Source organism: Acidimicrobiia bacterium, from assembly GCA_035948415.1.
Lineage (GTDB): Bacteria > Actinomycetota > Acidimicrobiia > IMCC26256 > PALSA-555 > PALSA-555.
The window spans coordinates 1-24,722 of the sequence record DASZJD010000062.1 but is presented as its reverse complement, the minus strand read 5'-3'; the positions used below and the strand labels follow the sequence as shown (position 1 = coordinate 24,722).

Here is a 24,722-nt window from a genome sequence, read left to right as displayed (position 1 = left end):
GCGTCGGTCTGACCTCGTGCACCGCGGTGTCGGCGGTTGGCGCTCAGACCGCCGACGCACCGACGCGGTCGGCGACGCCCGTGCTCGCAGGGGAGACCTCCCCGCGCGGGCCGACGGGTTGCAACGTGAACAGCCACGCGACGAACCCGATGTACGCGAGCGTGAACGCAAGCATGACGACTGGCGCGGTCAGCGGCGGAGCCCATGAGTAGTGCAGCCAGAAGAGGAGCAGGCTGCCGTGGGCGCCGACCGCGTAGCGACGCAGGGCCTGGAAGAACGCCAGGACCTGGGCGACGACGAGGGCGGCTCCCAACAGGGCGAGGAACCGACCCGTTCGGAGCGAGGCCGGGAGGCGCGAGGTCGCAGCGGCGATCCCGGCCAGGATCGGCACGCCCACGGCGAGCGGGAGCCCGTACCGACCCTGCCAGAAGAAGCCGGCCGCGTGGACGTTCGGGACCTCGAGCGCCACCGGCACCAGCACCGTGAGCACGGCCGTCACGAGGGCGGCGGCCACGAGGCGCCCGTCGCCGACGAGCGCGGCGACCGTGAGCAGGGTCCCGATGACGGCGATCCACAGGAAGGTCGTGAGTGCGGGCGAGTTGGTGTCGAGCCAGCCGAACACGCCGATCATCTGGTCGAAGCGCGTGAGCGCCAGGCCGATCGCGCTCCGCGTCGCGTCGATCACCGGGATGTGCACGCCCACGGTGTTCGTGGTCGCGGTGTTGAACGTCCCGGCGGCCGCGTCCCAGACGACCTGGGCGACCGCGCACGCCGCCACCGCGGCCGCGCCGAGGCGAAGGGCCGCGGACCTCCAGAGGTGCAGCCACCCGCCTCTCGCCACGACCGCGAGGAGCGTGGCCCCGATCGGCAGGAGCCAGAGGGGTCCCAACGGCCGCGCGAGGGCCAGGACACCGGCGCTGACGGCGAGGCGGACCACGAGTCGACGGTCGACGCGGACCGGCGCTTCGCGGGCGAGGACGACGCCGGTCGCCCAGACGGTGACCGCGGCGGGGATCTCGACGCCGCTCGGGTTCACGACGCCGCTGAGAAACAGCACCATCGGTGTGACCGCGACGGCGATGCCGGCGCCGGCGAGTCCCGGGTGCGCCGTGCGCTCGATCGACGCGACGGCGGACGCCAGCAGGGCCGCGGCGATCAGCGCCCCGACGACGCGCATCCAGTAGATGGCGGCCGGGCCGTCAGGGAGCGGACGGGCCATGAGACCGACCACCGCGTAGTACGCCGGGGGCAGGCCGCCCGCGGTCGTGAGCACGGGGACGGACCGGCCGCTGCCTCGAAACGAGGCGCAGTTCGCGGTGGTGTCAGCCTTGAAGGCGAAGCATCCCGCCGAGTACGCGCTCCGATAGATCTCGGGCAGCTGGACCTGGTAAGCGCCCTGCAGGTCGATGGGCCGGAAGCTGCCTCGCTCCGCCGGCGTCGAATGTCGAACCGTGTGACCCAAGATGGTGCCGCGGGCCAGCGACACGGCGCGCACGACGTGAGCCGGCTCGTCCGGCGCTGCGAACAGCGGCGTGGCGAAGGTCCACGAGAGACAGAGAATCGAAGCGAGCCCGAAGGTCGTCCACCACCGAGACCTCGGTGATCGTCGCGCGCTCGCCACCACGCTCCGGAAGCCGGTGACGAGCCGCCGAAGGAGAGTCAAGGTCACCAGCCGTGCGTGGATCCCGGTGCGATGCGCCCGCTGCGCGCAATGTAGCAGTGGTTCCGTCGCCGCGGCCCGATCCCACGACGCAAGTCGCGACGCCAGCGCGCGGCACGGGCGGCCATGGCCGGCGACAACCGTGCGCGCGCGTGACCGTTGGCGCCGACGTCCGACCGCGTGTCACGACGCGCGGTCAACGCCGACGACAGCGCCGCCGACTAGCATCGCCGCCCATGCTGCGCCGGCTCCGGTTCGTCTGAGACCGGCGCGTGCACGTCCCCGGAGCGCGGAGCGTCGCCCCGTCGGCGGCTCGCTCGACCCTGCGGCGTCGCCTCGTGGCGTGGTGGCCGTACCTCCTCGTCGTGGGCCTGGCGCTGTTCGCGACCAGCCTGCAGGTCGCGCGCTTCAAGCAGCTGTCACCCGTGGACGAGACGCGTCATCTCGACTACATGATCCAGATGACCGACGGTCACCTCATCCGGCAGGGAGACAAGATCGTCCAGGAGACGATGCGGATCGAGGCCTGCCACGGCATCGCCAAGCCCCTCCGGTTCAAGGAGCCGCCGTGCCGGAGCCGGACGTTTCGTCCGCAGGACTTCCGCGACCAGGGGTACAGCAACGTCACCGGGCACCCGCCCGTCTACTACGCGATCACCGGCTTCCCAGCCCGCGTGATGGCGGACGTCGGGATCTCGGACGGCATCCTCGACCCCGCGCGAGCCCTCGGCGGGCTCTGGCTCGCGGCCGGCCTGGTGCTCACGCTGCGGGCGGGCGAGCTGCTCGGCGTCCGCCGGGTGCCGCTGGTCGCGGCCGCCGTCGCGATCTTGGCCGTGCCGAGCTTCCTCTCCTCACACGCGACGGTCAACCCGGACGCGGCGTCGGTCTTCGGGGGAGGACTCGTCCTGCTGGTCGCGGTGCTCTGGGACCAGCGGCGGCTGTCCACCGCCTGGCTCGTGGTCGCGGGCGGGGTCGTGGCGAGCCTGAAGATGACGAACTTCATCGCGATCGGCGCGGTCGCGCTGTGGTTCCTCGCCCGGGCCGGCAGCGGCTGGTGGGCGACTCGGCGTCACGAGCCGAGCGAGATCGACGCGCGCCGGTACCTGACCGGCGTCGTGGCCGTCGTGGGGGCCGGGCTCGTCGTCACGGTGGCGTGGATCGGCATCGCGTCGGCACGCGCGACGGTCGGCCCGCTCACGATCCCGTCGAACAAGCTCTTCTACCACGCCTCCTTCCCGGTCGGGGTCACGCTCAACAACATGAACCTGTTCGCGCTCTTCCCGCCGATCGGCGGCTTCCGACCGCCCGCGGCCTCGACGCGCGGCCCTCAGGACCTCGAGATCGCCACGCAGTGGCTCGCCATCAGCGGGCTGCTGGCGAGCGGGCTGCGGTTCGCGACGCGTGATCGCCTCTCGCTCATCGGGGCCGGCACCACCGCCGTCCTCCTCGTCGGCGGCACCGCCTACACGGTCCTCGGGTGGGTCTTCAACCAGGTCGTGTTCGCGTCGGTGCCCCGCTACGGCCTGAGCGCGATCCCGATGGTGATCGTGCTCATCGCCGCCCTGGTCAGGAACCGCCCCGCGACCGTCCTCCTCTCGCTGTTCGCCGCGCTGTCGTTCTCCGTGATCATCTTCAGCCTCCTCGTCTAGATGGACGTCCTCGAGCACGACGAGCTGAGCCGCGCCGAGGCGCTCGTCGCTCGGGTCGCGTTGGGTCCACGCCGTGAGTGGAACCCAGACGTCGCGATCCGGTACCTCCCCATCGTGCGGGTCGTCCGCGCCCACGGGCTGGCCGACGCGGTGACCGAGGTCGGGTCGGGATCGGTCGGGATCGGGCCGTACCTCCGCCGGCCGTTCACCGGGGTCGACACCGCGCTCCCGACGCCCCGCCACCGGCTGCTGGAGCCGGTCGAGGCCTCGGTGCTCGAGACCGGCTTCGCCCCCCGATCGCGGCCCTGCGTCGTCTCGACCGACATGCTCGAGCACCTGCCGAGGGGCCAGCGGCAGGCCGCGGTGACGGAGCTCGTGCGGATCGCCGGCGCACTGCTCGTGCTCGCCGTCCCCTGCGGTGCGGCCGCCGAGGCGCACGACCGGGAGACGGCCGAGCTGTTCCGCCAGGTGCGGGGTGTCGACCACCGCTTCCTCCTCGAGCACGTCGAGCACGGGCTGCCCACCGCCGAGGAGCTCCACGGGTACGTCCTCGAGGCCCTGCGAGCGAAGGCGCGCACGGCCACACTGCGGGTGGTCCCGAACGCGAGCCTGCGCGTCCGCCGCTTCGTGATGCGGCGCTGGATCCGGCGCCGGCTCGTGGACCAGGTCGGCTGGCTCGTGCTGACGTGGCTGTCGGCGTTCCTCGCCCGCCGCAACCGCGGGCCCTGCTACCGGCAGATCGTGATCGTCGAGTTCACCGACGGCGCGTGAGCACCCGCGCGCTCGGAGGGTCGGTCAGGCGACGAAGTACTTCGCCTCCGGGTGGGGGACGATGATCGCCGACGTGCTCTGCTCGGGCTCGAGCTGGTACTCCTCGGTGAGCCCCACGTCGATGCGGGACAGGTCCAGCAGCTCGTCGAGCTTGGCCTGGTCCTCGAGGTCGGGGCAGGCCGGGTAGCCCCACGAGTACCGAGACCCTCGGTACTGCTGGCGGAAGAGCCCAACGAGGGTGGGGCCGTCCTCGCCCGCGAACCCCCACTCCTCGCGGATGCGCCGGTGCCAGTACTCGGCCAGGGCCTCCGTCATCTCGACCGAGAGGCCGTGACAGAGCAGGTAGTCCCGGTACTGGTCGGCGGCGAAGAGCTCCCGCTCGCGCTCGGACGCGCGGGCGCCCACCGTCACGACGTGGAAGGCGGCGTAGTCGGGCTCGCCGGTGTCGACGCCTCGGAAGAAGTCGGCGATGCACAGGTGCCGGTCCTTGCGCTGGCGGGGGAACCGGAATCGCAGGCGCTCGCTCCGTCGGTCGTCGTCGGTCCACACGATGAGGTCGTCGCCGTCGGCGTTCACGGCGAAGTAGCCCCACACGACCGCGGGGACCAGCGTCCCGTCGGCGTGGGCGATCGCCAGCTGCTCGCGCAGGATCGGCCGCACCCGGGCCTTGAACTCGGCGTCCGGCTCCGGGCGGCCGTCGTGCCGCTCGGGCCGGAACTGCCACTGGTTCCGGAACAGCGCGGTCTCGTTCAGGTAGGCGGCGATGTCGTCGAGGGCGATGCCCTTCGCCACCCGGGCGCCGAGGAACGGGGGGGTGAACACGGGCACGTCGCCGGCCACGTCCGAGCGGACGGCCGCCGTCGCGTCGTCGGCGCCCGGACGCTCGCGTCGGGCGGGGAGGTCCCGGCCGCCGAGGGCGCGCCCGAAGTCGGGGTCGAGTTGGCCCGACCGCTTCCCCGTCATGAGCGCGTCCATGGTCCGCAGGCCCTCGAAGGCGTCCTTGCCGTAGAAGAGGCGGCCGTTGTAGAGGCCGCGGAGGTCGCGCTCGACGTAGGTGCGCGTCAGCGCGGCGCCGCCGAGCAGCACCGGGATCTCGTCGAGACCGAGGTTGTTCATCTCCTCGAGGTTCTCGCGCATGATCAGCGTGCTCTTGACGAGGAGCCCGCTCATCCCGATGGCGTCGGCATCGACCTCCTTGACCTTGTCGACGAAGGTCTGGAGCGGAGCCTTGATGCCGATGTTGTGCACCTCGTAGCCATTGTTGGTCAGGATGATGTCGACGAGGTTCTTGCCGATATCGTGGACGTCTCCCTTCACCGTGCCGATGACCATCGTGCCCTTGCCGCCCGCGTCGGCGCGCTCCATGTGCGGCTCGAGATGGGCGACGGCGGCCTTCATCGTCTCGGCGCTCTGGAGCACGAACGGAAGCTGCATGTCCCCCGAGGCGAAGAGGTCGCCGACGACCTTCATCCCGTCGAGCAGCACGTCGTTCACGATGTCGAGCGCCGGCATCTCCTCCAGCTGCTCGTCGAGGTCCCGCTCGAGTCCGTCCCGGTCGCCGTCGATGATCCGGTGCTTCAGCCGCTGCGGGACGGGCCAGCCGGAGCGGTCCTCGCGCTCGACCGCCTCGCTGCTCACGTCCTCGAAGGCGTCGAGCAGCGCCGCGAGCGGGTCGTAGCCGTCGCGTCGGCGGTCGTACACGAGGTCGAGGGCGAGGTCCCGGACGTCCTCGTCGATGCGGTGCATGGGCAGGATCCGCGCCGCGTGCACGATCGCGGCGTCGAGCCCAGCCTCGACGCACTCGTGGAGGAAGACGCTGTTCAGCACGTGGCGCAGCGCCGGCTTCAGCCCGAAGCTCACGTTCGAGACGCCGAGGATCGTCGAGACGCCCGGGAGCTCCGTCTTGACGCGGCGGATCGCCTCGATCGTCTCGATCCCGTCGCGGCGGAGGTCCTCCTGGCCCGATCCCAACGGGAAGGTGAGGCAGTCGAAGATGAGGTCGGTGGGCTCGATCCCGTACTCGGTCGTCGCGATGTCGTGGATGCGGCGGCACACACCGACCTTCCAGTCGGCGGTCCGGGCCTGGCCCTCCTCGTCGATGGCCAGGCAGATCACCGCGGCCCCGTAGTCGCGGGCGAGGGACAGCACCCGGTGCAGCCGTGACCCGGGGCCTTCGCCCTCCTCGAGGTTGGCCGAGTTCAGGATCGACTTGCCGCCGGCGTGGCGCAGGCCCGCCTCCATCACCGGGGGCTCGGTCGAGTCGAACACCAGCGGGAGCGGGACCTGGGTCGCGAACCGACGGGCGATCTCCTCCATGTCGGCGGCGCCGTCCCGGCCGACGTAGTCGACGCACACGTCGAGCACGTGGGCACCGTCCTTGACCTGCTCGCGAGCGACCTGGAGGCAGGTGTCGAAGTCGGCGTCGAGCAGGGCGTCACGGAACCGTCGCGAGCCGTTCGCGTTCGTCCGCTCCCCGACGACGAGGAACGACGTCTCCTGCTGGAAGGGCACGGTCGAGTACACGGAGGCGCAGCCCGGCTCGTGCACCGCGTGGCGCGTGGTGGCAGGCCGAGACGCGCCGATGCGCTCGACGACGGCCCGCAGGTGATCCGGCGTCGTGCCGCAGCAGCCACCGACGATGTTCACGCCGAACTCGGCGGTGAACCGGTCGTGCGCCTCGGCGAGCGCCTCCGGCGTGAGGTCGTAGTGCGTCCGACCCTCCACCACCGACGGGAGGCCGGCGTTCGGGAGGCAGGAGATGAACGGGCGCGCGTGCTGTCCGAGGTAGCGGACGTGCTCCACCATCTCCGCCGGCCCGGTGGCGCAGTTCAGCCCGATCACGTCGGGGCGGAGGGCCTCGAAGGTGGTGAGCGCGGCCCCGATCTCCGAGCCGATCAGCATGCGCCCGGTGGTCTCGATGGTGACCTGGACCATGAGCGGCACCGACACGCCGAGGCGCTCCATCGCCTGACGAGCGGCCAGCAGCGCCGCCTTGCCCTGGAGCAGGTCCTGGACCGTCTCGACGAGGATGGCGTCGACGCCGCCTTCGAGGAGCCCTTCGAGCTGGGGGACGTACGCGTCACGCAGCGCCGCGAAGCCGATGTGCCCGAGCGACGGCAGCTTCGTGCCCGGCCCCACCGAGCCGATCACGAACCGCGGCCGGTCCGGGGTGCTGTGGTCGGAGGCGACCTCCCGGGCCAGGCGGGCGGCGGCGAGGTTGAGGGCGTGGGTCTGGTCCGGGATCCCGTACTCGGCGAGCACCACCGGGAAGGCGCCGAAGGTCGCGGTCTCGACCGCGTCGACGCCCACGGCGAGGAACTCGTCGTGCATGCGCCGGATCACGTCCGGCCTGGACGCCACGAGGTGCTCGTTGCAGCCCTCGAGCTCCGGTCCCCCGAAGTCGTCGGCCGTCAGGCCCTGGCTCTGCACCCAGGTGCCGAAGGCCCCGTCGAAGATCACCACGCGGTCGCGCACGGTCGCGAGGAGATCAGCCACGAGCGTTCAGGCTATCGGCGCCCACGCCGGGTTCGAGGCCCGATTGGGCCGTGCGCCACGGCGCCGCGGCCGGTCGGCTCGCCCGGGACCGCGAGTGGCGGTCGGTTAGAGCGCGAGCTTGCGGAAGACGGGCCGGGGCAGGTGCCGGATCGCCGTCATGACCGGGCGGAGGACCGGGGGCACCCAGATGATCGACCGCCCGGACGCGAGCCCGTCGACGATCGCGTCGGCGACCGCCTCCGGCGTGGTCGCCAGCGGCGCGGGCGGCCTGCCGGCGGTCATCTTCGTGTGCACGAAACCGGGCCGGACGATCATGACGCGGACGCCGCTGCCGACGAGCCGGTCGTCGAGGCCCTGGGCGAACGCGTCGAGCGCCGCCTTCGACGAGCCGTACACGTAGTTCGAGCGCCGGGCCCGCTCGCCGGCGACCGACGAGAGCACGACGATGATCCCGTGGCCCTGGGTCCGGAGCTGCTCGGCCACGGGCGTGAGCACCGACACCGCGCCGAGGTAGTTGACCCGGGCGACCTCGAGCGCCGCCGGCGCGTGCTGCTCCGCGTCGGCCTGGTCGCCGAGGACCCCGAAGGCGGCGAGGACGAGGTCGAGGTCACCGCCCTTGAACACCTCGTCGACCATCGCCTCGTGACCGGCGGTGTCGGCGGCGTCGAACGCGACGCACTCGACGCTCGTCGCGCCGCGGGCCCGGAGGTCGTCGGCGACGGCGGCGAGGCCGTCGAGGTCGCGCCCGGCCAGGACGACGCGGCGGGTGCGGCGCTCCACGAGGCGGTGGAGGGTGGCGCCGGCGATCTCCGACATCCCGCCCAGCACGAGCACCGACTGCACGCCGCCGAGGCCGTCTTGCATCGTCTAGAGCAGCTGGAGGCGGCGGGCCAGGTCCGACTGCATGACGCCCGACGGGTCGAGCCGAGCCCGCAGCTCCCGGAGGCGGTCGAGCTCGGGGTACATCTGCGGGACGAGCTCCGGCGCGAGCCGCGAGTCCTTGGCCAGGTAGACGCGGCCGCCCGCTTCGACGACCAGCTGGTCGAGCTCGTCGAGGAGCGGGCCGACCCCGGGGACCGTGGCGGGGATGTCGAGGGCGAGGGTCCAGCCGGGCATCGGGAAGGAGAGCGGCCCCGGGTTCCCGGGTCCGAACCGCTTCAGCACGGCGAGGAAGGACGCGCAGCGGGCCGCGCTCAGGAGCTGCACGCTCTGGCGCACCGTGGCCGTCGCGTCGGCGGGGACCACGAACTGGTACTGGACGAACCCCCGTCGCCCGTACAGGCGGTTCCAGTGCTGCACCCGGTCGAGCGGGTGGAAGAAGGTGCTGATCGACTCGAGGTGCTCCTGCCGCCGCCGCGGGGCCCGGCGAAACCACAGCTCGTTGAAGGCCCGCACCGTCACGCGGTTCATCAGGCCCTCCGGGACCCACCGGGGCGCGGCGACGCCCGGCGGCGGCGAGAACCGCAGCGGCTGGGACCGCAGCTTCGCCGGGAGGGCTTCGAGCGGCGCGTGGTCGCCGCGCGTGAGCACCGACCGCCCGAGCGATCGTCCCGACGCCAGGCAGTCGATCCAGGCGACCGAGTAGCGATACCGCGCGTCGCCTTCGACCATCCGCTCCATCAGCGCGTCGAGGTGCTCGACCCGCTCCGCGTCCACGAGGACGAGCGAGGACTCGATGGGCAGCAGCCGCATCGTCACGTCGGTGACGACGCCGGTCAGCCCCAACGCGCCGGCCGTCCCCCAGAACACCTCGGCGTCGTGGCCGGGGGTGGCGACGACCGTCTCCTTCGGCGCCCGCAACGTGAACGATTCGACGTGGTTGGAGAAGCTGCCCTCGAAGTGATGGTTCTTGCCGTGGATGTCGGCCGCCAGCGCCCCGCCAACGGTCACGAACCGCGTGCCGGGGCTGACCGGCACGAAGAAGCCCTGGGGGACGAGGAGCCGCATCAGCGCGTCGAGGCTCACGCCCCCCTCGACCGTGATCGTCGTCGCGGCCCGGTCGACGGCGCGCATCGCGGCCAGGCTGGTGGCATCAAGCACCGTGCCCCCTGCGTTCTGGGCCGCGTCCCCGTAGCTGCGGCCGAGGCCGCGGGCGATCACGCCCCGCCGGCCGGCCTGGGCCACGACCGGCTCGACGTCGGCCAGGCCCCGGGGCGTCACCACCTCGGCGGCGCTGGGCGCGGTGCGGCACCAGCCGGTGAGGACGGTGGTCATCGGGAGCTCGAGCGAAGCGGCGCGGCGCCCCCGGCGGGATCCGTGCCGGTCTCCACGGCGCGGTGGCCACGCCGCGTGTCGGCCGGTCGGGGCGAGCCGGCGGTGGCCTCGCGCCGTCGCGTGGGGCGGGCGCCGACCATCGGACCAGGCTAGCCAAGCCCCCCTCCCGCTCCGCCGGCACGCTGACCGTGGCCGCGCCGCTATAGCGTCAGGTGAGCAGGCCGCGAAGGAGAGGAGACCGGCGGTGGCGATCGACTTCGCGGTGACCACCCGCCCGGCGGACAAAGTCCGAGCCGACATGCTCGCGGTGCCCATGTTCGCCGGCGGCACGCCCGGACCGGGGGCGGAGATCGTCGAGGCGGCGCTCGGCGGGAGCCTGCGCACCCTCATCGAGGAGGCCGGATTCGGGGGCAAGCCCGACGAGACCCTCGTTGTCCCCATCCCCGGGCCCGCCGCGTCGGGGGTCGCCGTCCTCGTCGGGCTTGGCGAGGCCAGCACCGTCTCCACCGACCGCCTCCGGCGAGCCGCGGCCGCGGTGGCGCGCCGCGCCGCGCACGCCCGCTCGGTGGTGACCACTCTGCTCGCGGCGGCGCCCGACCTCGAGCCCGCGCCCGCCGCGCAGGCCCTCGCCGAGGGCTTCGCGCTCGGGTCCTACCGCTTCCTCACCTACAAGTCCGACGGTGAGCGCTCCAAGCTGAACCGGGTGATCGTCGCCGGCGGCGGCGCGCCCGTTCGGGCTGGGCTCGACCGGGGCGTCACCGTGGCCGGGGCGGTGTCGTGGGCCCGGGACCTGGTGAACGAGCCGTCGGGTGCGAAGTCGCCGGCGGAGTTCGCGGCCGCGGCCCGCCGTCTGCTCTCGGGCCGGGGCGTGCGCGTCACCGTGCTGGGGGAGGCGCAGCTCCGGGCCCAGAAGATGGGCGGCGTGCTCGGCGTGGGGCAGGGTTCGTCCCGTCGGCCTCGGTTCGTGCGCGCCGTCTACCAGCCCCGCGGCGCCGCCCGGGCCCGGACCCTGGCCCTGGTGGGCAAGGGGGTCGTGTTCGACTCGGGCGGGCTGTCGCTGAAGACGGCGTCGGGCATGGAGACGATGAAGACCGACATGTCCGGGGCGGCGGCCGTGCTCGCGGCCATGTCGGCGCTCGCCGCGCTCGGCGTCCGGCACCGGGTCGTCGCCTACGCGCCGATGGTGGAGAACATGCCGAGCGGCACCGCCATCCGGCCCGGGGACGTGCTCCGCATGCGGAGCGGCACCACCGTGGAGGTGCTGAACACCGACGCCGAGGGCCGGCTGATCCTCGCCGACGCGCTGGCCCTCGCCTCCTCCGAGCGCGCCGACGCGATCGTGGACCTGGCCACGCTCACCGGCGCCTGCGTCGTCGCCCTCGGCGAGAAGGTCGCGGGGGTCATGGGCAACGACGAGGGGTGGATCGGCCAGGTTCGCGCCGCCGCCGACCGCGCCGGCGAGCCGCTGTGGCCGCTCCCGCTCCCGGCCGACTATCGCAAGCTGCTGGAATCCGAGGTCGCCGACCTGCGGAATATCAGCACCGGCTCGTACGGCGGGGCCTTGACCGCGGGGCTCTTCCTCGAGCGGTTCGTCGACGACGTGGCGTGGGCGCACCTGGACATCGCCGGGCCGGCCCGGGCCGGGGCCGACGACGGTGAGCTCACGAAGGGCGGGACCGGCTTCGGGGTCCGGACGCTGCTCGAGCTCGTCAGCGCGTTCGACCCGCCGCGGCACCCGAAGCCGGCAGCGCGGACGGCAGCGCGGACGGCGAAGCGCGGCTGAGCCCGGCCGCGCGGGTTCGACCGGGGGTCAGTGGCCCGTCGTCGACCCGTCGGCGAGCGTCGCGTGCGGCAGGCAGAGGTCGTCGTACTCGGCGATGACGATCGGGGCCGCGTCGGGCCCGCACGCCGGGCACGTCGGGTCGCGCCGCACCTTGAAGTTGCGGAAGGTCTCTTCGAGCGCGTCGTAGGCCAGGAGCCGGCCGACGAGGGGGTCGCCGAGGTCGAGGAGGACCTTGATCGCCTCGAGGCCCTGGATCGAGCCGATGATGCCGGGCAGCACGCCGAGCACGCCGGCCTCGGCGCAGCTCGGCGCCAGCTCCGGCGGCGGCGGCTCGGGGAGCAGGCACCGGTAGCAGGGCCCTTCGTAGGGCTTGAACACGGTGACCTGGCCCTCGAAGCGGAAGATCGAGCCGTGGACGACGGGGACGCGCGCGAGCAGCGAGGCGTCGTTCAGCAGGTACCGGGTCGGGAAGTTGTCGGTCCCGTCGACGACGACGTCGTACCCGTCGATGATCTCGAGGATGTTGTCGGCGCCGAGCCGCACGTCGTACGTCACGACGTCGACGTCGGGGTTCAGCTGGGTCAGCGTCTTCTTGGCCGAGTCGACCTTGCGCTCGCCGATGCGGTCGACGTTGTGCAGGATCTGGCGCTGCAGGTTCGAGGCGTCGACGACGTCCATGTCGACGATGCCGAGCGTCCCGACCCCGGCGGCGGCCAGGTAGAGGGCCGCGGGCGAGCCGAGGCCGCCGGCGCCGAGGAGCAGGACCTTGCTCTCGAGGAGCCGCTGCTGGCCGGCCTCGCCGATCTCGGGCAGCAGGATGTGCCGGTGGTAGCGGGTGCGCTGCTCGGGGCTCAGCACCGCCGGGGTGACCCACGCCCGCCCCTCGTTCTTCCACCGGCCGAACCCGCCGGCCATCGAGCTGACGTCCCGGTAGCCGAGCTGCTGGAGGGTGTCGGCGGCGAACGCCGAGCGGGCCCCGCCGGCGCAGTACACGACCACCGGCCGGTCCTTGTCGGACAGCCGGTTCTCGACCTGGGACTCGAGCTGGCCCCGGGGGATGAACACGGCCCCGGGGATGGTGCCCTGCTCGTACTCGTCCTGCTCCCGGACGTCGAGGAAGGTGGCGTCGTCGAGGCGTCCCTCGGCGTCCGCGGGGTCGATCTCGTGGATCCGCTGTTTGGCGGCGTTCAGCAGGTCTCGGAAGGCCATTGATCACCTCTCTGCTACCGCGAAATGCTAGGCGAGGGGTCGGAAATTCCCAACCGCCGTCTCAGACGGCGTCGACGATGGCCGGGAGGGCCTGGCCGATGGGCGCCCGCACGACGGCGTCGGCGGCGGCGTCGAACGGCGTGGGCTCGGCGTTCAGCACCACCAGCCGGGCCCGGTTGGCCAGGGCGTACTCGGGCAGCCCGGCCGCCGGGTAGACGGTGAGGCTGGTGCCGACGGCGAGGAACACGTCGGCCCGGGCGGCCGCCTGCTGCGACCGGGCCAGGTCCTCGGGGACGAGGTTCTCGCCGAAGCTGATCGTCGCCGACTTCAGGATCCCGCCGCACGCCGGGCACTCGGGGTCGGCCTCGCCGGCGCGCACCCGTTCCAGGGCCACTTCCATCGGTGCCCGCCAGCGGCAGGAGAGGCACTTGACCTCCCGCACGTTGCCGTGGATCTCGACGATCTTGTCGGGCGAGCTCCCGGCCTGGTGGTGGAGCCCGTCGACGTTCTGCGTCACGAGCGTGTCGAGCGCGGCCCGGCGCTCGAGCGCCGCGACGGCGCGGTGGCCGGCGTTCGGCGCCGCCGTCCAGTAGGGGCCGTGCAAGCGGTTCTGCCAGGCCTGCTCGCGCACGCTCGGGTCGCGCACGTAGTGCTGCAACATCGCGGTCTTCTCGGCCTCCGGGTTCTTGGTAAACAGCCCCTCGGGACCCCGGAAGTCGGGGATCCCGGACTCGGTGGAGATCCCCGCCCCGGTCAGCACGACGACGGCGCTCGCCTCCCGCAGCCAGCTCGCGATGTCCCGGTCGTCGGCCACCGTCCCATTGTGGCCGGCGCGCCGCGGTGCGGCGCTCGTGAGGCTCAGACGGCCAGGCCGGTCGAGTCGGCGTCGCGGCCGCCGTGCCGGAGCGCCCAGCGGACGGCGTCGGCACCCACGACCGGATGGAACCCAACGGAGCCGAGGACGGCCTCGACGTGGTCGGCGGCGTCACCCTGCTCGAGCAGCGCGAGGGCCAGGCGTCGGGCGCGTCGACTGGCCTCGGCTTGCGGCGGCTCGGCGAGCCGGGCCTCGGCCCAGTGGGCGTGGACCTGCTGGAGCTCGGGCGGCAGTCGCCGCAGGTGTCGGCGGTCGACGGGGGGCAGGCTGCGGCGAACCGCGATGGTCGACGAGTGCGGGTCGGTGCAGGCCAGGTCGAACTGCTCGAGGCGGGCGAGCGTGCGCACGATCGGGGAGCTCGAGCCGTCGCGGTCGCCGACGCCGAGGGCCTGCGAGGTCTCGGCGACGCGCAGCTCCAGCCCGCCCGGCGCGTCGTCGAACCGGCTCGCGAGGTGGCGGAGGAGCAGCAGCGCCGTGGGGCCGAGCGTGGGCAACCAGAACGTCTCGGCGTACAGCGACCGGGGGTCGTAGCCGATGGTGTCGGCGATCGGATCCGCCCACGGAACGATGGTCAGGGTGGTCGGCATCGGCTGCTCCCGGCGTGATGGCGGCGCAACGGTCGAGGACCCGTGCGGTCGCCGCGCGTGACACGCGTCGCGGCCGATCGGCGGAGCGGCGACTGGGGATGTCGCGTGGGAATCGGGTCGTGCCCGCGACCCGTTCGGGGCGCGTGACGTCGCTTGTTACCCGGTCTTCGGGCTGGGACACTTCGGCGGCGATACGGGGGGAGCCCACGGTGATGGGTGTCGGGGTGTGGGGATGAGCGCTGGGGCGTCGGGGCCGCGACTCGAGCGGGCTCGGTTCCGGTCCCTGGGTCTCGGGCTGCTGGTGCTGGGGTTTCTGTTCGTGGTCGCGCTGGTGCTCGGGTTATCGGCCCGGGTGGCTCAGGCGTGCGACCCGGTGACGGGGGTGGGATGCGACACCACACCGTCGACCGCAGCGTCGAGTCCGCAACCCTCGGGGGTGCCACCCCAAGGTGCGACCCAGTCGCCATCCGGCTCGCCGTCCGACAACGGGCAGCCGTTCATCCCTCCAACCTCGGCGCCGGCGGCGGCTCCGACAACAACGGTCGCACCGGCGACCCCCACGACGGCGTCCCCAGCCACCGACCAGCCGTCGGGCTCGTCGGGCGATCTTCCGTGGGATTGGCTGCTCGGCGGCGGGGCGCTCACGGTGACCGGCCTGGGCGCCACCGGTCTGGCCGTGCGCAACCGCAAGAAGCCCGATCCCCTCGTGGACTACACCCAGACCTGCGACGACCTGTGCTTCTCGAAGCAAGTGGAGGCCCAGGCCGAATCGGACGCCGCGGCCGCCCAGGCCGAGCTGGCCCAGATCGACCAGGCCTACTTCAAGGCCCTCGACTACCTGGACAACCAACTCCGCCAGCAGTACCTCTCCCTGCGCAGGATCCATCAGGGCGCCGCGATAACCCTTACGCTCCTTCCCTTCGCCGCCGCCATACCGTTCGGTCTCGGCCCGGCGCTGCTCGGCGTGGCGGGAAGCGCTGGTGTCGCCGCGTCGGGTGCGCTGGATGCGAACGGTAACGAGGCCTCCTGGAACGCTCAGGTCAACGCCGAGATGAAGTCGGGGCACGCCCTCATCGACAGCATCCACGACCAGAACCGGGCTCCGTGGCAGGCCAAGCTGGACGCCGCCCAGCAGCGTCAGAACGAGGCCTTCAACAACCGCCACGCCGCCGAGTACCACCTGGTCGAGCTGCGCGCCGCCAACCCCCAAGTCGAGTTCCCTGCCTGCGGGTGTGAGGGATGATCCCGCTGGGGGCGTTCGCCGCCGACTCCGCCTCGCCGCCCCACCGCTCTCGGGTCTCGGTACACCGTTCGGTCAGCGGGGGCCGGTGGATACCCGGTCCGAGGCGGATGCCGCCCGGGATTCATCAGCCAATTGACAGCAGGCGCCCGCCCGGGGCACGGGGGCAGGTGACATTGCCGCGCCGATGGTGTCGGCGATCGGGTCAGCCCACGGAACGATGGTCACGGTGGTCGGCATCGCTGCTCCCGGCGTGATGGCGGCAAGCGTCGAGGACCCGTGCGGTCGCCCGGCGTGACGCCGCGTTTGCGGCCCAATCGGCGGAGCCGCGAGGGGGATGTCGGGTCGGATCGGGTCGGGGTGCCGGGACGCGTTTGGGCGGGGTGGCGTTGCCGCCGGGTGGTCGGCCTGGGAGACTCCGGCGGGGACGGCAGGGGAGCCCACGGGTGATGGGTGTCGGCGTGTGGGGATGACCGCGGGGGCGTCGGGGCTGCGACTCGGGCGCGCTCGGTTCCGGTGTCTGGGCACCGGGCTGGTGGTGCTGGGCTTCCTGTTCGTCGCCGCGCTGGTGATCGGGTTGTCGGCCCGGGTGGCCCAGGCGTGCGACCCGGTGACGGGGCAGGGGTGCGACAGCACGCCATCGACCGCAGCGGCGCCTCCGTCGACCGCGGAGCCCGCGCCGCCACAGGGTGGGACGCAGTCGCCGGCGGCCGGCTCGGGCCAACCGTTCGTTCCTCCGACCTCGGCGGCGGCGGCGGCGCCGACAACGACGGTCGCCCCGACCACCCCCACGACGGCGTCCGCACCCTCGGACCAGACCTCAGGGTCGTCGGGTGGTTTTCCGTGGGAGTGGGTGCTCGGCGGCGGCGCCGCCGCGACCGTGACCGGTGCGGCGGCCACGGGGGTCGTGGTGCGCAACCGCACGAAGCCCGATCCCCTCGGGGACTTCACCAGGGCCTGCGACGACCTGTGCTTCGCCAAACAACAGCAGGCACAGGCCGAAGCAGATGTGCAGGCGGCCCAGACCGAGCTCAACCAGATCGACCAGGCCTACTACCAGGCCCTCGACTACCTCGACAACCAGCTCCGTACGGACTACATCTTCCGACGCAGGCTCCATGCCACCGCAGGGGCAATCCTCACTGTGCTTCCAGTCGTGGCGACCCTGCCCCTTAGCTTCGGCGCGTATGCGGTAGGCACCGCTATGGGTCTTTTCGGAGGGAGTTCGTTCTTCATTGGGAACACGCCCGACGACTGGAATGCTCAACTCAACGCGGAGATGAAGTCGGCCCACGGCGAGATCGACCGCATCCACGACCAGAACCGGGCCCCGTGGCAGGCCAAGCTCGACGACGCCCAGCGACGCCAGAACGAGGCCCTCAACGGCGTGGCGGGCAACGACCTCAGGCTGGCCGAGCTGCGGGCGGCCAACCCGGACGTCCAGTTTCCTGCCTGCGGGTGCGAGTGATGACCGAGCTGCGGACGTTGCGCCAGTGGATGGAGGCCCTCGGCCTCCAGGTCAGCACGGGCACCGGCGCGTCGGCGCCCGAGGAGCTCTGGGTGACGCCGCCCCACGACGCCGAGCCCCGGCTCGTGATCCGCGCCGGCGAGCCCGGGACCTTCGAGATCGTCTACGAACGCCGCGTCAGCGCGTCGAACCTCGACGCCGAGTGGCGGGCGCCGTGGGACACGGACCCGCCCGCCGCGACGCTGAGCCAGGCTGCCCGCCAGCTCGCCGGCGGCTACCCGCTGGTCGAGGCCGACACCAGCCCCGACGGCGACGACGTCGTGGTCCGGCTCCGGGCGCCGGTCCTTGCCGACGGGCTCACCGGTCAGGGTCTCGGGCTGACCGTGTCGTCGGTGCTGAAAGCCGCCCAGAGCCTCCAGCTCCTCATCGCCGGCCGAGCCGAGCAGCTGGCCGCCTGGACGGACTACCAGGGCAGCCTCGACCAGCACCGCCAGGAGCAGCGCGCCCTCGTCGACCAGATGAAGAGCGGCCCGCCGCCCGCCGACGCGACGGTCCCGGTCGCCGCCGCCTCCGCTGCGTCGCCCGGCGCCGCCGCGTGGGCCCCGACGCACACGCTCAGGCGTCCAGCCCCGGCGTGGGCCCAGCCCGACGCCGCGCTGGCTGCCGTCGCCACCATCGAGCAGCGCACCCAGGTCCAGGTCCTCGAGCGCTACGGCGACTGGACTCGGGTCCTGTGCTCGAACGGCTGGTCGGGCTGGATCGACGGGCGCGACCTCAAGGCGAGGTAGTACCGAACCGGCCGTGCCGTCCGGGGGTTCGCCACCGATCGCCTCCTGGTGCCTGGGCTCGCCGCCCGCCCGTCACTGCCGGTAGTGCTCGACCGTCGAGGCCGGCCGCACCGCGGCCTGCTCGGGGTCGTCCCCGACCTCGCGCCGGGCCCGGCGCTGTCGAAGCAGGTCCCAGCACTGGTCGAGCTGGACGTCGAGGTTGCGGAGGCGCTCGTGGTCCTCGTCGGAGAGACCGCGTCGATCGCGGTGCTGCTCGAGCTCGTGCTCCTCGGCGACGAGTTTGCCGATGTACGCGACCAGCTCCTGATCGTCCATCCTCAGTCCTTTGCTCGCGGCGGCGACGCCAACCGACGGCTCGACGTTAGGCCGCGCTCAGGTCCATCTCGTCCGGCGCCAGGCGCAGGGACGCCGCGGCCAGGTTTTCCTCGAGGTGCGCGACGGAGCCGGTCCCGGGGATCGGGAGGATCACCGGCGAGCGGGCGAGCAGCCACGCCACGGCCACCTGGTTGACCGTCGCGCCGTGCCGGGCCGCCAGCGCGGCGATCCGCGCGTCCGAGCCGAGCCCGCCGGCGCCGAGCGGGGCCCAGGGCAGGAAGGCGAGGTGCTCGGCCTCGCACCGCTCGAGGACCGCGTTGGCGCTCCGATCGGTCGGGTTGTAGCGGTTCTGGACCGACACGATCGGCGTGATCCTCATCGCGGCCGTCAGCTGGCGACCGTCGACGTTCGACACGCCGATGTGGCGGACCTTGCCCTCTCGCTGGAGCGCGACGAGGGCGCCGATCGAGTCCTCGAGCGGGACCTTCGGGTCGGGTCGGTGGAGCTGGTAGAGCGGGATCTGCTCGAGGCGCAGCCGCTGCAGGCTCCCCTCGCAGGCGGCGCGGAGGTGCTCGGGGCGCCCGTCCGGGCGCCACTGCCCGGGCCCGTCCCGCAGCAGGCCTCCCTTCGTGGCGATTACGACGTGCTCCGGGTAGGGGTGGAGCGCCTCGGCGATGAGCTGCTCGCTGACGAAGGGCCCGTACGAATCGGCGGTGTCGATGAGGTCGACGCCGAGCTCGACCGCTCGCCGGAGCACCGCGACCGCTTCGTCGTGGTCCGGGGGCTCGCCCCAGATCCCGGGGCCCGTGATTCGCATCGCGCCGAAGCCCAACCGCCGGACCGGGAGATCGTCGCCGAGGATCCAGGTCCGAGCGTCCGTCGGGTTCGGGTTCTCAGCCACCTCGGCTCCCTCGCTCGCGCGGCGGCGCCGCGGATCCGCCTGGTCTATCCCCCCGAACGGTCGCGTCGGAACTCCGACGGGCCGGGTGGCCATCGGCCCGGGTCCGAGGGCGCGTCTCGGGGCGGCGGGAACCAGGGCGGCAGGCAGAGGAGAAGAGAGGAGAGAGGAGAGAGGACGGCGCCGACCGGCGGCCCGGTCGGCAGGTCGTCGCCGGTGCGGCTACGCGCTTCGGAGGCTGGTCGTGAGCTGCTCGTGCGGGCGGGACCCCCAGGCCTCGGCCGGCGCCGGGCGCCCGAAGAGGTAGCCCTGACCCAGCTCGCAGCCGAGCGTGCGCAGCTCGGCGAGCTGCTCGGGCGTCTCGACGCCCTCGGCCACGGCGCGCAGCCCGAGCGCGTGCGCCAGGCTCACGACCGCGGTGCAGATGGCCGTGTCCTCGGGATCGCGCCCGAGGCCGTCGATGAACGAGCGGTCGACCTTCAGCGACTCGACCGGGAAGCGCTTCAGGTAGCTCATCGACGAGTAGCCCGTCCCGAAGTCGTCCACCGAGAGGTGGACCCCGAGGGCCCGCAGCGCGCCGAGCGTCGTGACCGCCGATTCGGCGTCGCGCATCAGGGTGCTCTCCGTGATCTCGAGCCAGACCGCGACCGGGTTGATGCCGCTGCGGGCGAGCACGGCCGCCACGGATTCGACGAGGGCGGGCTCGGCGAGCTGGCGGGGCGAGAGGTTGACGCTGATCGTGACCGGGGCCCCGTGCGCGTGCCAGGACGCGGCCTGCCGGCAGGCCACCTCGAGCGCCCACGACCCGATCGGCACCACGAGTCCCGTCTCCTCGGCGAGCGACACGAACTCGTCCGGCCGCACCAGCCCCCGCTCCGGGTGCTCCCAGCGGAGCAGGGCCTCGAAGCCGGAGAGCCGCCCGGTCTCGAGGCTCATGATCGGCTGGTAGTGCATGCGCAGCTCGCCCCGCTCGAGGGCGCGGTGCAGGTCGTTGCCGGTGCGGAGCTGGCGGACCGCCTGGTCGTGGGCGTTGGCGTCGTACAGACCCGCGCGGGCCCGCCCCTGGTCCTTGGCCCGGTGCATCGCGGCGTCGGCGTTGCGCAGCAGGGTCTCGGGGGTCTCCATGTCTCCGGTCGACAGGGCGATGCCGACGCTGGCGCTCACGAACACCTCGCCCTCGACGAGCGGCACGGGCTTGGCGACCGCGCCGGAGACGCGGTCGGCGAGCTCGAACGCGGTGGCCTCGTCGCGCACGCCCTCGCAGAGGATCGTGAACTCGTCGCCGGCGAAGCGGGCCAGCGCGTCGCTCGGCCGGGTGGCGGTGCGCAGACGGTCGGCGATGGCGACGAGCAGCCGGTCGCCGGCGGCGTGGCCCAGGCTGTCGTTCACGACCTTGAAGTGGTCGAGGTCGACGAAGAGCACCGCGACCCGCCCTCCGGCCTGCGGGCGCGCGAGGGCGTCGCGGAGCTGCTCGACGAAGCGGGCCCGGTTCGGCAGCCCGGTCAGCGGGTCGTGGACGGCCTGGTGGGCGAGCCGCTCCCCACTGTGGCGCCGCTCGGTGACGTCCTCGGCCTGGGTCATCAGGTGCAGCGGTGCGCCGAAGCCGTCCCGGACCAGCGAGACCGTGAGCGCGACCCAGACCGGGCGCCCGTCGACGTGGGCGAGGCGGGGCTCGACCCGGGCGTGGCCCAGCTCGCCCCCGACGACCCGACGCATCACCTGGCTCACGGCGTCCTGGTCGTCGGGCTCGATGAACGACAGGAGGGGGGCGCCCGCGAGCTGGTCCGCGGCGCGGCCGACCATCTGGGCCAGGGAGCGGTTCACCTGGGCGAGCCGGCCGTCGAGGCCGATGAGGGCCATGCCGATCGGCGCGTGCTCGAAGGTGGTCCGGAACCGCTCGTGCGCCTCCAGCCGGGCCGCCTCGGCGCGCTGCCGGTCGCTGACGTCGTGACAGGCGAGGACGACGCCGTCGACGGCGGGGTCCTGGCGGAGGTCGTCGACCGCGGCCTCGAGGAGCACCCAGCGCCCGTCGCCGCGCTGGGCACGGAACTCGAGCCGGTGGCTCTCGCCCGGCGCGGCGGCGGCGGCTTGCAGCGCCGCGGTGAGGCGGTCGAGGTCGTCGGGATGCACGAGCGCCGCGGCGCTGGTGCCGACGAACTTGGCGCCGCTCCGCCCGAGGATCCGGTCGGCGGCGGGGCTGACGTAGCGGACGGTCCCGTCCCCAGCCAGGACCACGAGGATGTCCCGCGACTCGCGGAGGAGGGCTTGGGTCCGCGCCTCGTGGCTTCGCAGCCGGACGCTGGCCTCGTCGACGGCGCGTCGAGCCGCCCGCTCGTGGAACCACAGCAGGAGCGCGGTCACAAACATGCCGGCGAAGAAGCCCGCTGCGAGCGCGAGCCCCGCCTCCATCCCCATATCCGACCGGATATCGGCACCCGATCCCGGGGCCTGGAGGGTCAGTTCCGAGCCGGCCGACCCGAGCCGAGAAAGGCCGCGAGGACCTGCTCGGCCGCCACCGGGGGCGGGACGCGGCCGGCGACGACGTCCGCCTCGAGGCGGCGGGTGAGGTCGGCCACGCCCGGCGCGCCCCGGACCCGCTCGAGCAGGCCGGCCCCGATCTCGCTCCACAGCCACGCCCGGCTCTGGTCGGCGCGGCGCTGGGCCAGCGCCCCGCTGGCCGCGAGCGCGTCGCCGAAGGCGACGACCGCCGCCCACAGCTCGCCGATGCCGGTGCCCTCGATCGCGGAGCAGCGCAGCACGACCGGGCTCCACTCCGCGTGCTTGGGTCTCAGGAGCCGCAGCGCGGACGCGTACTCCGCCGCGGTCACCTCGGCGGCGCGGCGCAGCTCGCCGTCGGCCTTCGTGACGACCACGAGGTCGGCGAGCTCGATGATCCCCCGCTTGATGCCTTGCAGCTCGTCGCCGCCGCCGGGTCCGACGAGCACGAGGAAGCAGTCGACCATCCCCTCCACCGCGACCTCGGACTGGCCGGTCCCGACCGTCTCGACGATGACGACGTCGAAGCCCGCCGCCTCGCAGAGCAGCATCGCCTCTCGGGTCCGCCGGGCCACCCCGCCGAGCGTGCCGCCGGTCGGCGACGGCCGCACGAACGCCTCGGGCTGCCGGGTCAGCTCTCCCATGCGCGTCTTGTCACCGAGGATCGAGCCGCCCGACCGGGTGCTCGACGGGTCGACGGCGAGCACGGCGACGGCTGCGCCCTCGCGCACGACGTGCAGGCCGAGCGCCTCGATGAGCGTCGACTTTCCCGAGCCGGGCGCCCCGGAGATGCCGACCCGACGGGCCTCCCCGGCCGCCGGGAGCACCTCCGTGAGCAGCGCGTCGGCCTCGGCCCGGTGATCGGGGCGGGTGCTCTCCACCAGCGTGATGGCCCGCGCCAACGCCCGTCGGTCCCCGTCCCGCAGGCGAGCCGCCAGCTCGGTCACCGGCCGGCGCCCGTCCCGTCGTCGGCGCCGACGCGGGCCCGGGGCCGGGCGCCGTGGCGACCGTCCGCGGTCATCGCCGGCGGTGACGCAGCAGCCCGAGCACCTCCGACGCCGCGGCCGGGATGTTGGTGCCGGGCCCGAACACGGCGGCGACGCCGGCGTCGTGCAGGAACTCGTAGTCCTGGGCCGGCACGACGCCGCCCACCACGACCACGATGTCGTCCCCGCCTTGCTTCCGCAGCTGGGCGAGCAGCTCGGGGACCAGGGTCTTGTGCCCGGCGGCCTGGCTGCTGACGCCGACGACGTGCACGTCGTTCTCGACCGCGTCCCGGGCCACCTCCTCGGGGGTCTGGAAGAGCGGGCCGACGTCCACGTCGAAGCCGAGGTCGGCGAAGGCGGTGGCGATGACCTTGGCCCCGCGGTCGTGGCCGTCTTGGCCCATCTTCACGACGAGCATCCGCGGGCGGCGCCCCTCGGCCTCGGCGAAGGCGTCGACGGCGTGGCGGGTCTGCTCCCACTCCGTGTCGCCGGCGGCGGCGCCGCCGTAGACGCCGGAGATGGTCCGGATCGTGGCCCGGTACCGGGAGAACACGGCCTCGAGCGCGTCGGAGATCTCGCCGACGGTGGCGCGGGCTCGGGCGGCCTCGATGCTGAGCGCGAGCAGGTTGGCGTCGCCCCGCGCGCCCTCGGTGAGGGCGCGCAGCGCCGCGTCGACCCGGGCGGGGTCGCGGGTGGCGCGCAGCCGCTCGAGCCGCTCGATCTGCTGGGCCCGCACGGCGCTGTTGTCGACCTCCCGGATGTCGACGGGCTCCTCGGAGGCCGGCCGGTACTCGTTCACGCCGACGATCACGTCCTCGCCGCGGTCGACCCGCGCCTGACGTCGAGCCGCCGCCTCCTCGATCCGGAGCTTCGGCATGCCGGCCTGCACGGCCTTCGTCATGCCGCCGACGGTCTCGACCTCCTCGATCAGCTCCCAGGCCGCCGCGCCGAGCGCGCCCGTGAGGGCCTCGACGTAGTACGAGCCGCCGAGCGGGTCGACGGTGTGGGTGATGCCGCTCTCCTCCTGGAGCACGAGCTGGGTGTTCCGCGCGATTCGGGCCGAGAACTCGGTTGGGAGCGCGAGCGCCTCGTCGAAGCTGTTGGTGTGGAGGCTCTGCGTCCCGCCGAGCGCGGCCGCCAGCGCCTCCAAGGTCGTGCGCACGATGTTGTTGTAGGGGTCCTGCTCGGTGAGCGACACGCCCGAGGTCTGGCAGTGGGTCCGCAGCATCAGCGAGGACGGGCTCTTCGGGTCGAACTGCCGCATGATCCGCGACCACAGCAGGCGCGCCGCCCGCAGCTTCGCGATCTCCATGAAGAAGTTCATGCCGATGGCGAAGAAGAAGGAGAGCCGGCCGGCGAACTCGTCGACGTCGAGGCCCCGGTTCAGGGCCGCCCGCGCGTACTCGAGCCCGTCCGCGACCGTGAAGGCCAGCTCCTGCACCGCGGTCGCGCCCGCCTCCTGCATGTGGTAGCCGGAGATCGAGATCGAGTTGAACTTCGGCATGTTCTTGGCCGTGTACTCGATGATGTCGGCCACGATCCGCATGCTCGGCTCGGGCGGGTAGATGTAGGTGTTGCGGACCATGAACTCCTTGAGGATGTCGTTCTGGATGGTCCCGGCCAGCTGCGCCTGGTCGACGCCCTGCTCCTCGGCCGCGACGACGTAGCCGGCGAGGACGGGCAGCACCGCGCCGTTCATGGTCAGCGAGACCGTCATCTCGTCGAGGGGGATCCCGTCGAAGAGGATCTTCATGTCCTCGACCGAATCGATGGCCACGCCCGCCTTGCCGACGTCGCCCTGGACGCGTGGGTGGTCGGAGTCATAACCACGGTGAGTGGCCAGGTCGAAGGCGACCGAGATCCCCTGTCCACCGCCGGCTAAGGTGCGCTTGTAAAAGACGTTGGATTCCTCGGCCGTGGAGAACCCGGCGTACTGGCGGATCGTCCAGGGCCGGCCCACGTACATCGTCGCCTGCGGCCCACGCACGAAGGGTTCGAAGCCGGGCAGGCTGTCGGCATGGGCGATTCCCTCCAGGTCTTTGCGCGTGTACAGAGGCTTGACGACAACGCCGTCGGGCGTGTTCCAGTTGAGCGCGGCGACATCACCTTGCGGGGCCGATTTGGCCGCGGCTTTTTCCCAGGCGTCGAGGTTGGACGAATCCAGGAACTTGTCGCTCATGACATGACCTCACGTGCGGTGAGTGGCGCAGGGGCGTCAGTGCTCGTTGTGGCTACCTTCACGGGAACCAGGACGAACGGGCTTGAACCGTCGCCGTCCATCCGTCGGCC

The 24,722-nt window shown here is 73.0% G+C and carries 18 protein-coding genes; 6 read left to right on the top strand and 12 right to left on the bottom strand.

Translation table 11 applies throughout. The annotated features are described in order from the left end of the window. Positions 1-43 precede the first annotated feature (43 nt). Positions 44-1,669 (bottom strand): DUF2142 domain-containing protein, encoded by a 1,626-nt coding sequence (locus VG869_08755; GenBank protein ID HEV3451281.1) that lies wholly within the window; start codon positions 1,667-1,669, stop codon positions 44-46. Positions 1,670-1,932: 263 nt separating this feature from the next. Between VG869_08755 and VG869_08750 the strand changes: the two genes are divergently transcribed. Further along, the gene (locus VG869_08750) at positions 1,933-3,309 is read left to right on the top strand and encodes a hypothetical protein (protein ID HEV3451280.1); all 1,377 of its coding nucleotides are present in this window, start codon (positions 1,933-1,935) and stop codon (positions 3,307-3,309) included. Next, entirely contained in the window at positions 3,310-4,080 is a 771-nt protein-coding gene (locus VG869_08745) for a hypothetical protein (protein ID HEV3451279.1), read from the top strand. A gap of 24 nt (positions 4,081-4,104) precedes the next feature. Here VG869_08745 and metH read toward each other — a convergent pair whose 3' ends face one another. The 3 genes from metH to VG869_08730 form a co-directional block, all read right to left on the bottom strand. After that, positions 4,105-7,575 carry a methionine synthase gene (gene metH / locus VG869_08740; GenBank protein ID HEV3451278.1) on the bottom strand — a complete coding sequence of 1,157 codons (3,471 nt, stop codon included), beginning with the start codon at positions 7,573-7,575 and terminating at the stop codon, positions 4,105-4,107. A gap of 105 nt (positions 7,576-7,680) precedes the next feature. Then, on the bottom strand, positions 7,681-8,439 hold the full coding sequence (locus tag VG869_08735) for a decaprenylphospho-beta-D-erythro-pentofuranosid-2-ulose 2-reductase (protein HEV3451277.1): 759 nt from the start codon (positions 8,437-8,439) through the stop codon (positions 7,681-7,683). Positions 8,440-8,442: 3 nt separating this feature from the next. After that, entirely contained in the window at positions 8,443-9,789 is a 1,347-nt protein-coding gene (locus VG869_08730) for an FAD-binding oxidoreductase (protein ID HEV3451276.1), read from the bottom strand. A gap of 244 nt (positions 9,790-10,033) precedes the next feature. On the opposite strand from VG869_08730, the gene VG869_08725 reads away from it, so the two are divergent. Then, a complete protein-coding gene (locus VG869_08725) occupies positions 10,034-11,572 on the top strand; it encodes a leucyl aminopeptidase (GenBank protein HEV3451275.1) in 1,539 nt (512 codons plus the stop codon). A gap of 27 nt (positions 11,573-11,599) precedes the next feature. On the opposite strand, the gene moeB is transcribed toward VG869_08725, so the two are convergent. The 3 genes from moeB to VG869_08710 all read right to left on the bottom strand — a co-directional run bounded on the left by moeB (position 11,600) and on the right by VG869_08710 (position 14,242). Further along, positions 11,600-12,781 (bottom strand): molybdopterin-synthase adenylyltransferase MoeB, encoded by a 1,182-nt coding sequence (gene moeB / locus VG869_08720; protein HEV3451274.1) that lies wholly within the window; start codon positions 12,779-12,781, stop codon positions 11,600-11,602. A gap of 61 nt (positions 12,782-12,842) precedes the next feature. After that, positions 12,843-13,595, bottom strand: a complete 753-nt coding sequence (locus tag VG869_08715; GenBank protein ID HEV3451273.1) for a Sir2 family NAD-dependent protein deacetylase — start codon at positions 13,593-13,595, stop codon at positions 12,843-12,845. A 44-nt stretch (positions 13,596-13,639) separates the two neighbouring features. Continuing rightward, positions 13,640-14,242, bottom strand: coding sequence for a hypothetical protein (locus VG869_08710; GenBank protein HEV3451272.1), 603 nt, complete (start codon positions 14,240-14,242; stop codon positions 13,640-13,642). A 232-nt stretch (positions 14,243-14,474) separates the two neighbouring features. On the opposite strand from VG869_08710, the gene VG869_08705 reads away from it, so the two are divergent. From VG869_08705 to VG869_08695, 3 genes are all read left to right on the top strand, one after another. Next, positions 14,475-15,485, top strand: coding sequence for a hypothetical protein (locus VG869_08705; protein ID HEV3451271.1), 1,011 nt, complete (start codon positions 14,475-14,477; stop codon positions 15,483-15,485). Positions 15,486-15,951: 466 nt separating this feature from the next. After that, a complete protein-coding gene (locus VG869_08700; GenBank protein ID HEV3451270.1) occupies positions 15,952-16,950 on the top strand; it encodes a hypothetical protein in 999 nt (332 codons plus the stop codon). Further along, entirely contained in the window at positions 16,950-17,738 is a 789-nt protein-coding gene (locus tag VG869_08695; protein HEV3451269.1) for an SH3 domain-containing protein, read from the top strand. The genes VG869_08700 and VG869_08695 overlap by 1 nt, the downstream gene beginning before the upstream one ends. 72 nt (positions 17,739-17,810) lie before the next feature. On the opposite strand, the gene VG869_08690 is transcribed toward VG869_08695, so the two are convergent. The 5 genes from VG869_08690 to scpA all read right to left on the bottom strand — a co-directional run bounded on the left by VG869_08690 (position 17,811) and on the right by scpA (position 24,612). Then, positions 17,811-18,053, bottom strand: a complete 243-nt coding sequence (locus VG869_08690) for a DUF2630 family protein (GenBank protein ID HEV3451268.1) — start codon at positions 18,051-18,053, stop codon at positions 17,811-17,813. 46 nt (positions 18,054-18,099) lie between these two features. Next, complete coding sequence (locus tag VG869_08685) at positions 18,100-18,954, bottom strand: aldo/keto reductase (GenBank protein HEV3451267.1); 855 nt, start codon at positions 18,952-18,954, stop codon at positions 18,100-18,102. 219 nt (positions 18,955-19,173) lie between these two features. Then, the gene (locus VG869_08680) at positions 19,174-21,360 is read right to left on the bottom strand and encodes an EAL domain-containing protein (protein ID HEV3451266.1); all 2,187 of its coding nucleotides are present in this window, start codon (positions 21,358-21,360) and stop codon (positions 19,174-19,176) included. A gap of 47 nt (positions 21,361-21,407) precedes the next feature. Beyond that, a complete protein-coding gene (meaB, locus tag VG869_08675; protein ID HEV3451265.1) occupies positions 21,408-22,394 on the bottom strand; it encodes a methylmalonyl Co-A mutase-associated GTPase MeaB in 987 nt (328 codons plus the stop codon). Between the two features lie 70 nt (positions 22,395-22,464). Beyond that, a complete protein-coding gene (gene scpA / locus VG869_08670; protein HEV3451264.1) occupies positions 22,465-24,612 on the bottom strand; it encodes a methylmalonyl-CoA mutase in 2,148 nt (715 codons plus the stop codon). Between the last annotated feature and the right edge of the window lie 110 nt (positions 24,613-24,722).

Bases quoted from the DNA above. Each gene is read 5' to 3' on its own strand.
- VG869_08745 (HEV3451279.1), top strand. From the start codon at position 3,310: ATGGACGTCCTCGAGCACGACGAGCTGAGCCGCGCCGAGGCGCTCGTC.
- VG869_08735 (HEV3451277.1), bottom strand. From the start codon at position 8,439: ATGCAAGACGGCCTCGGCGGCGTGCAGTCGGTGCTCGTGCTGGGCGGG.
- VG869_08730 (HEV3451276.1), bottom strand. From the start codon at position 9,789: ATGACCACCGTCCTCACCGGCTGGTGCCGCACCGCGCCCAGCGCCGCC.
- moeB (HEV3451274.1), bottom strand. From the start codon at position 12,781: ATGGCCTTCCGAGACCTGCTGAACGCCGCCAAACAGCGGATCCACGAG.
- VG869_08710 (HEV3451272.1), bottom strand. From the start codon at position 14,242: ATGCCGACCACCCTGACCATCGTTCCGTGGGCGGATCCGATCGCCGAC.
- VG869_08705 (HEV3451271.1), top strand. From the start codon at position 14,475: ATGAGCGCTGGGGCGTCGGGGCCGCGACTCGAGCGGGCTCGGTTCCGG.
- VG869_08700 (HEV3451270.1), top strand. From the start codon at position 15,952: ATGACCGCGGGGGCGTCGGGGCTGCGACTCGGGCGCGCTCGGTTCCGG.
- VG869_08695 (HEV3451269.1), top strand. From the start codon at position 16,950: ATGACCGAGCTGCGGACGTTGCGCCAGTGGATGGAGGCCCTCGGCCTC.
- VG869_08690 (HEV3451268.1), bottom strand. From the start codon at position 18,053: ATGGACGATCAGGAGCTGGTCGCGTACATCGGCAAACTCGTCGCCGAG.
- VG869_08680 (HEV3451266.1), bottom strand. From the start codon at position 21,360: ATGGAGGCGGGGCTCGCGCTCGCAGCGGGCTTCTTCGCCGGCATGTTT.
- scpA (HEV3451264.1), bottom strand. From the start codon at position 24,612: ATGAGCGACAAGTTCCTGGATTCGTCCAACCTCGACGCCTGGGAAAAA.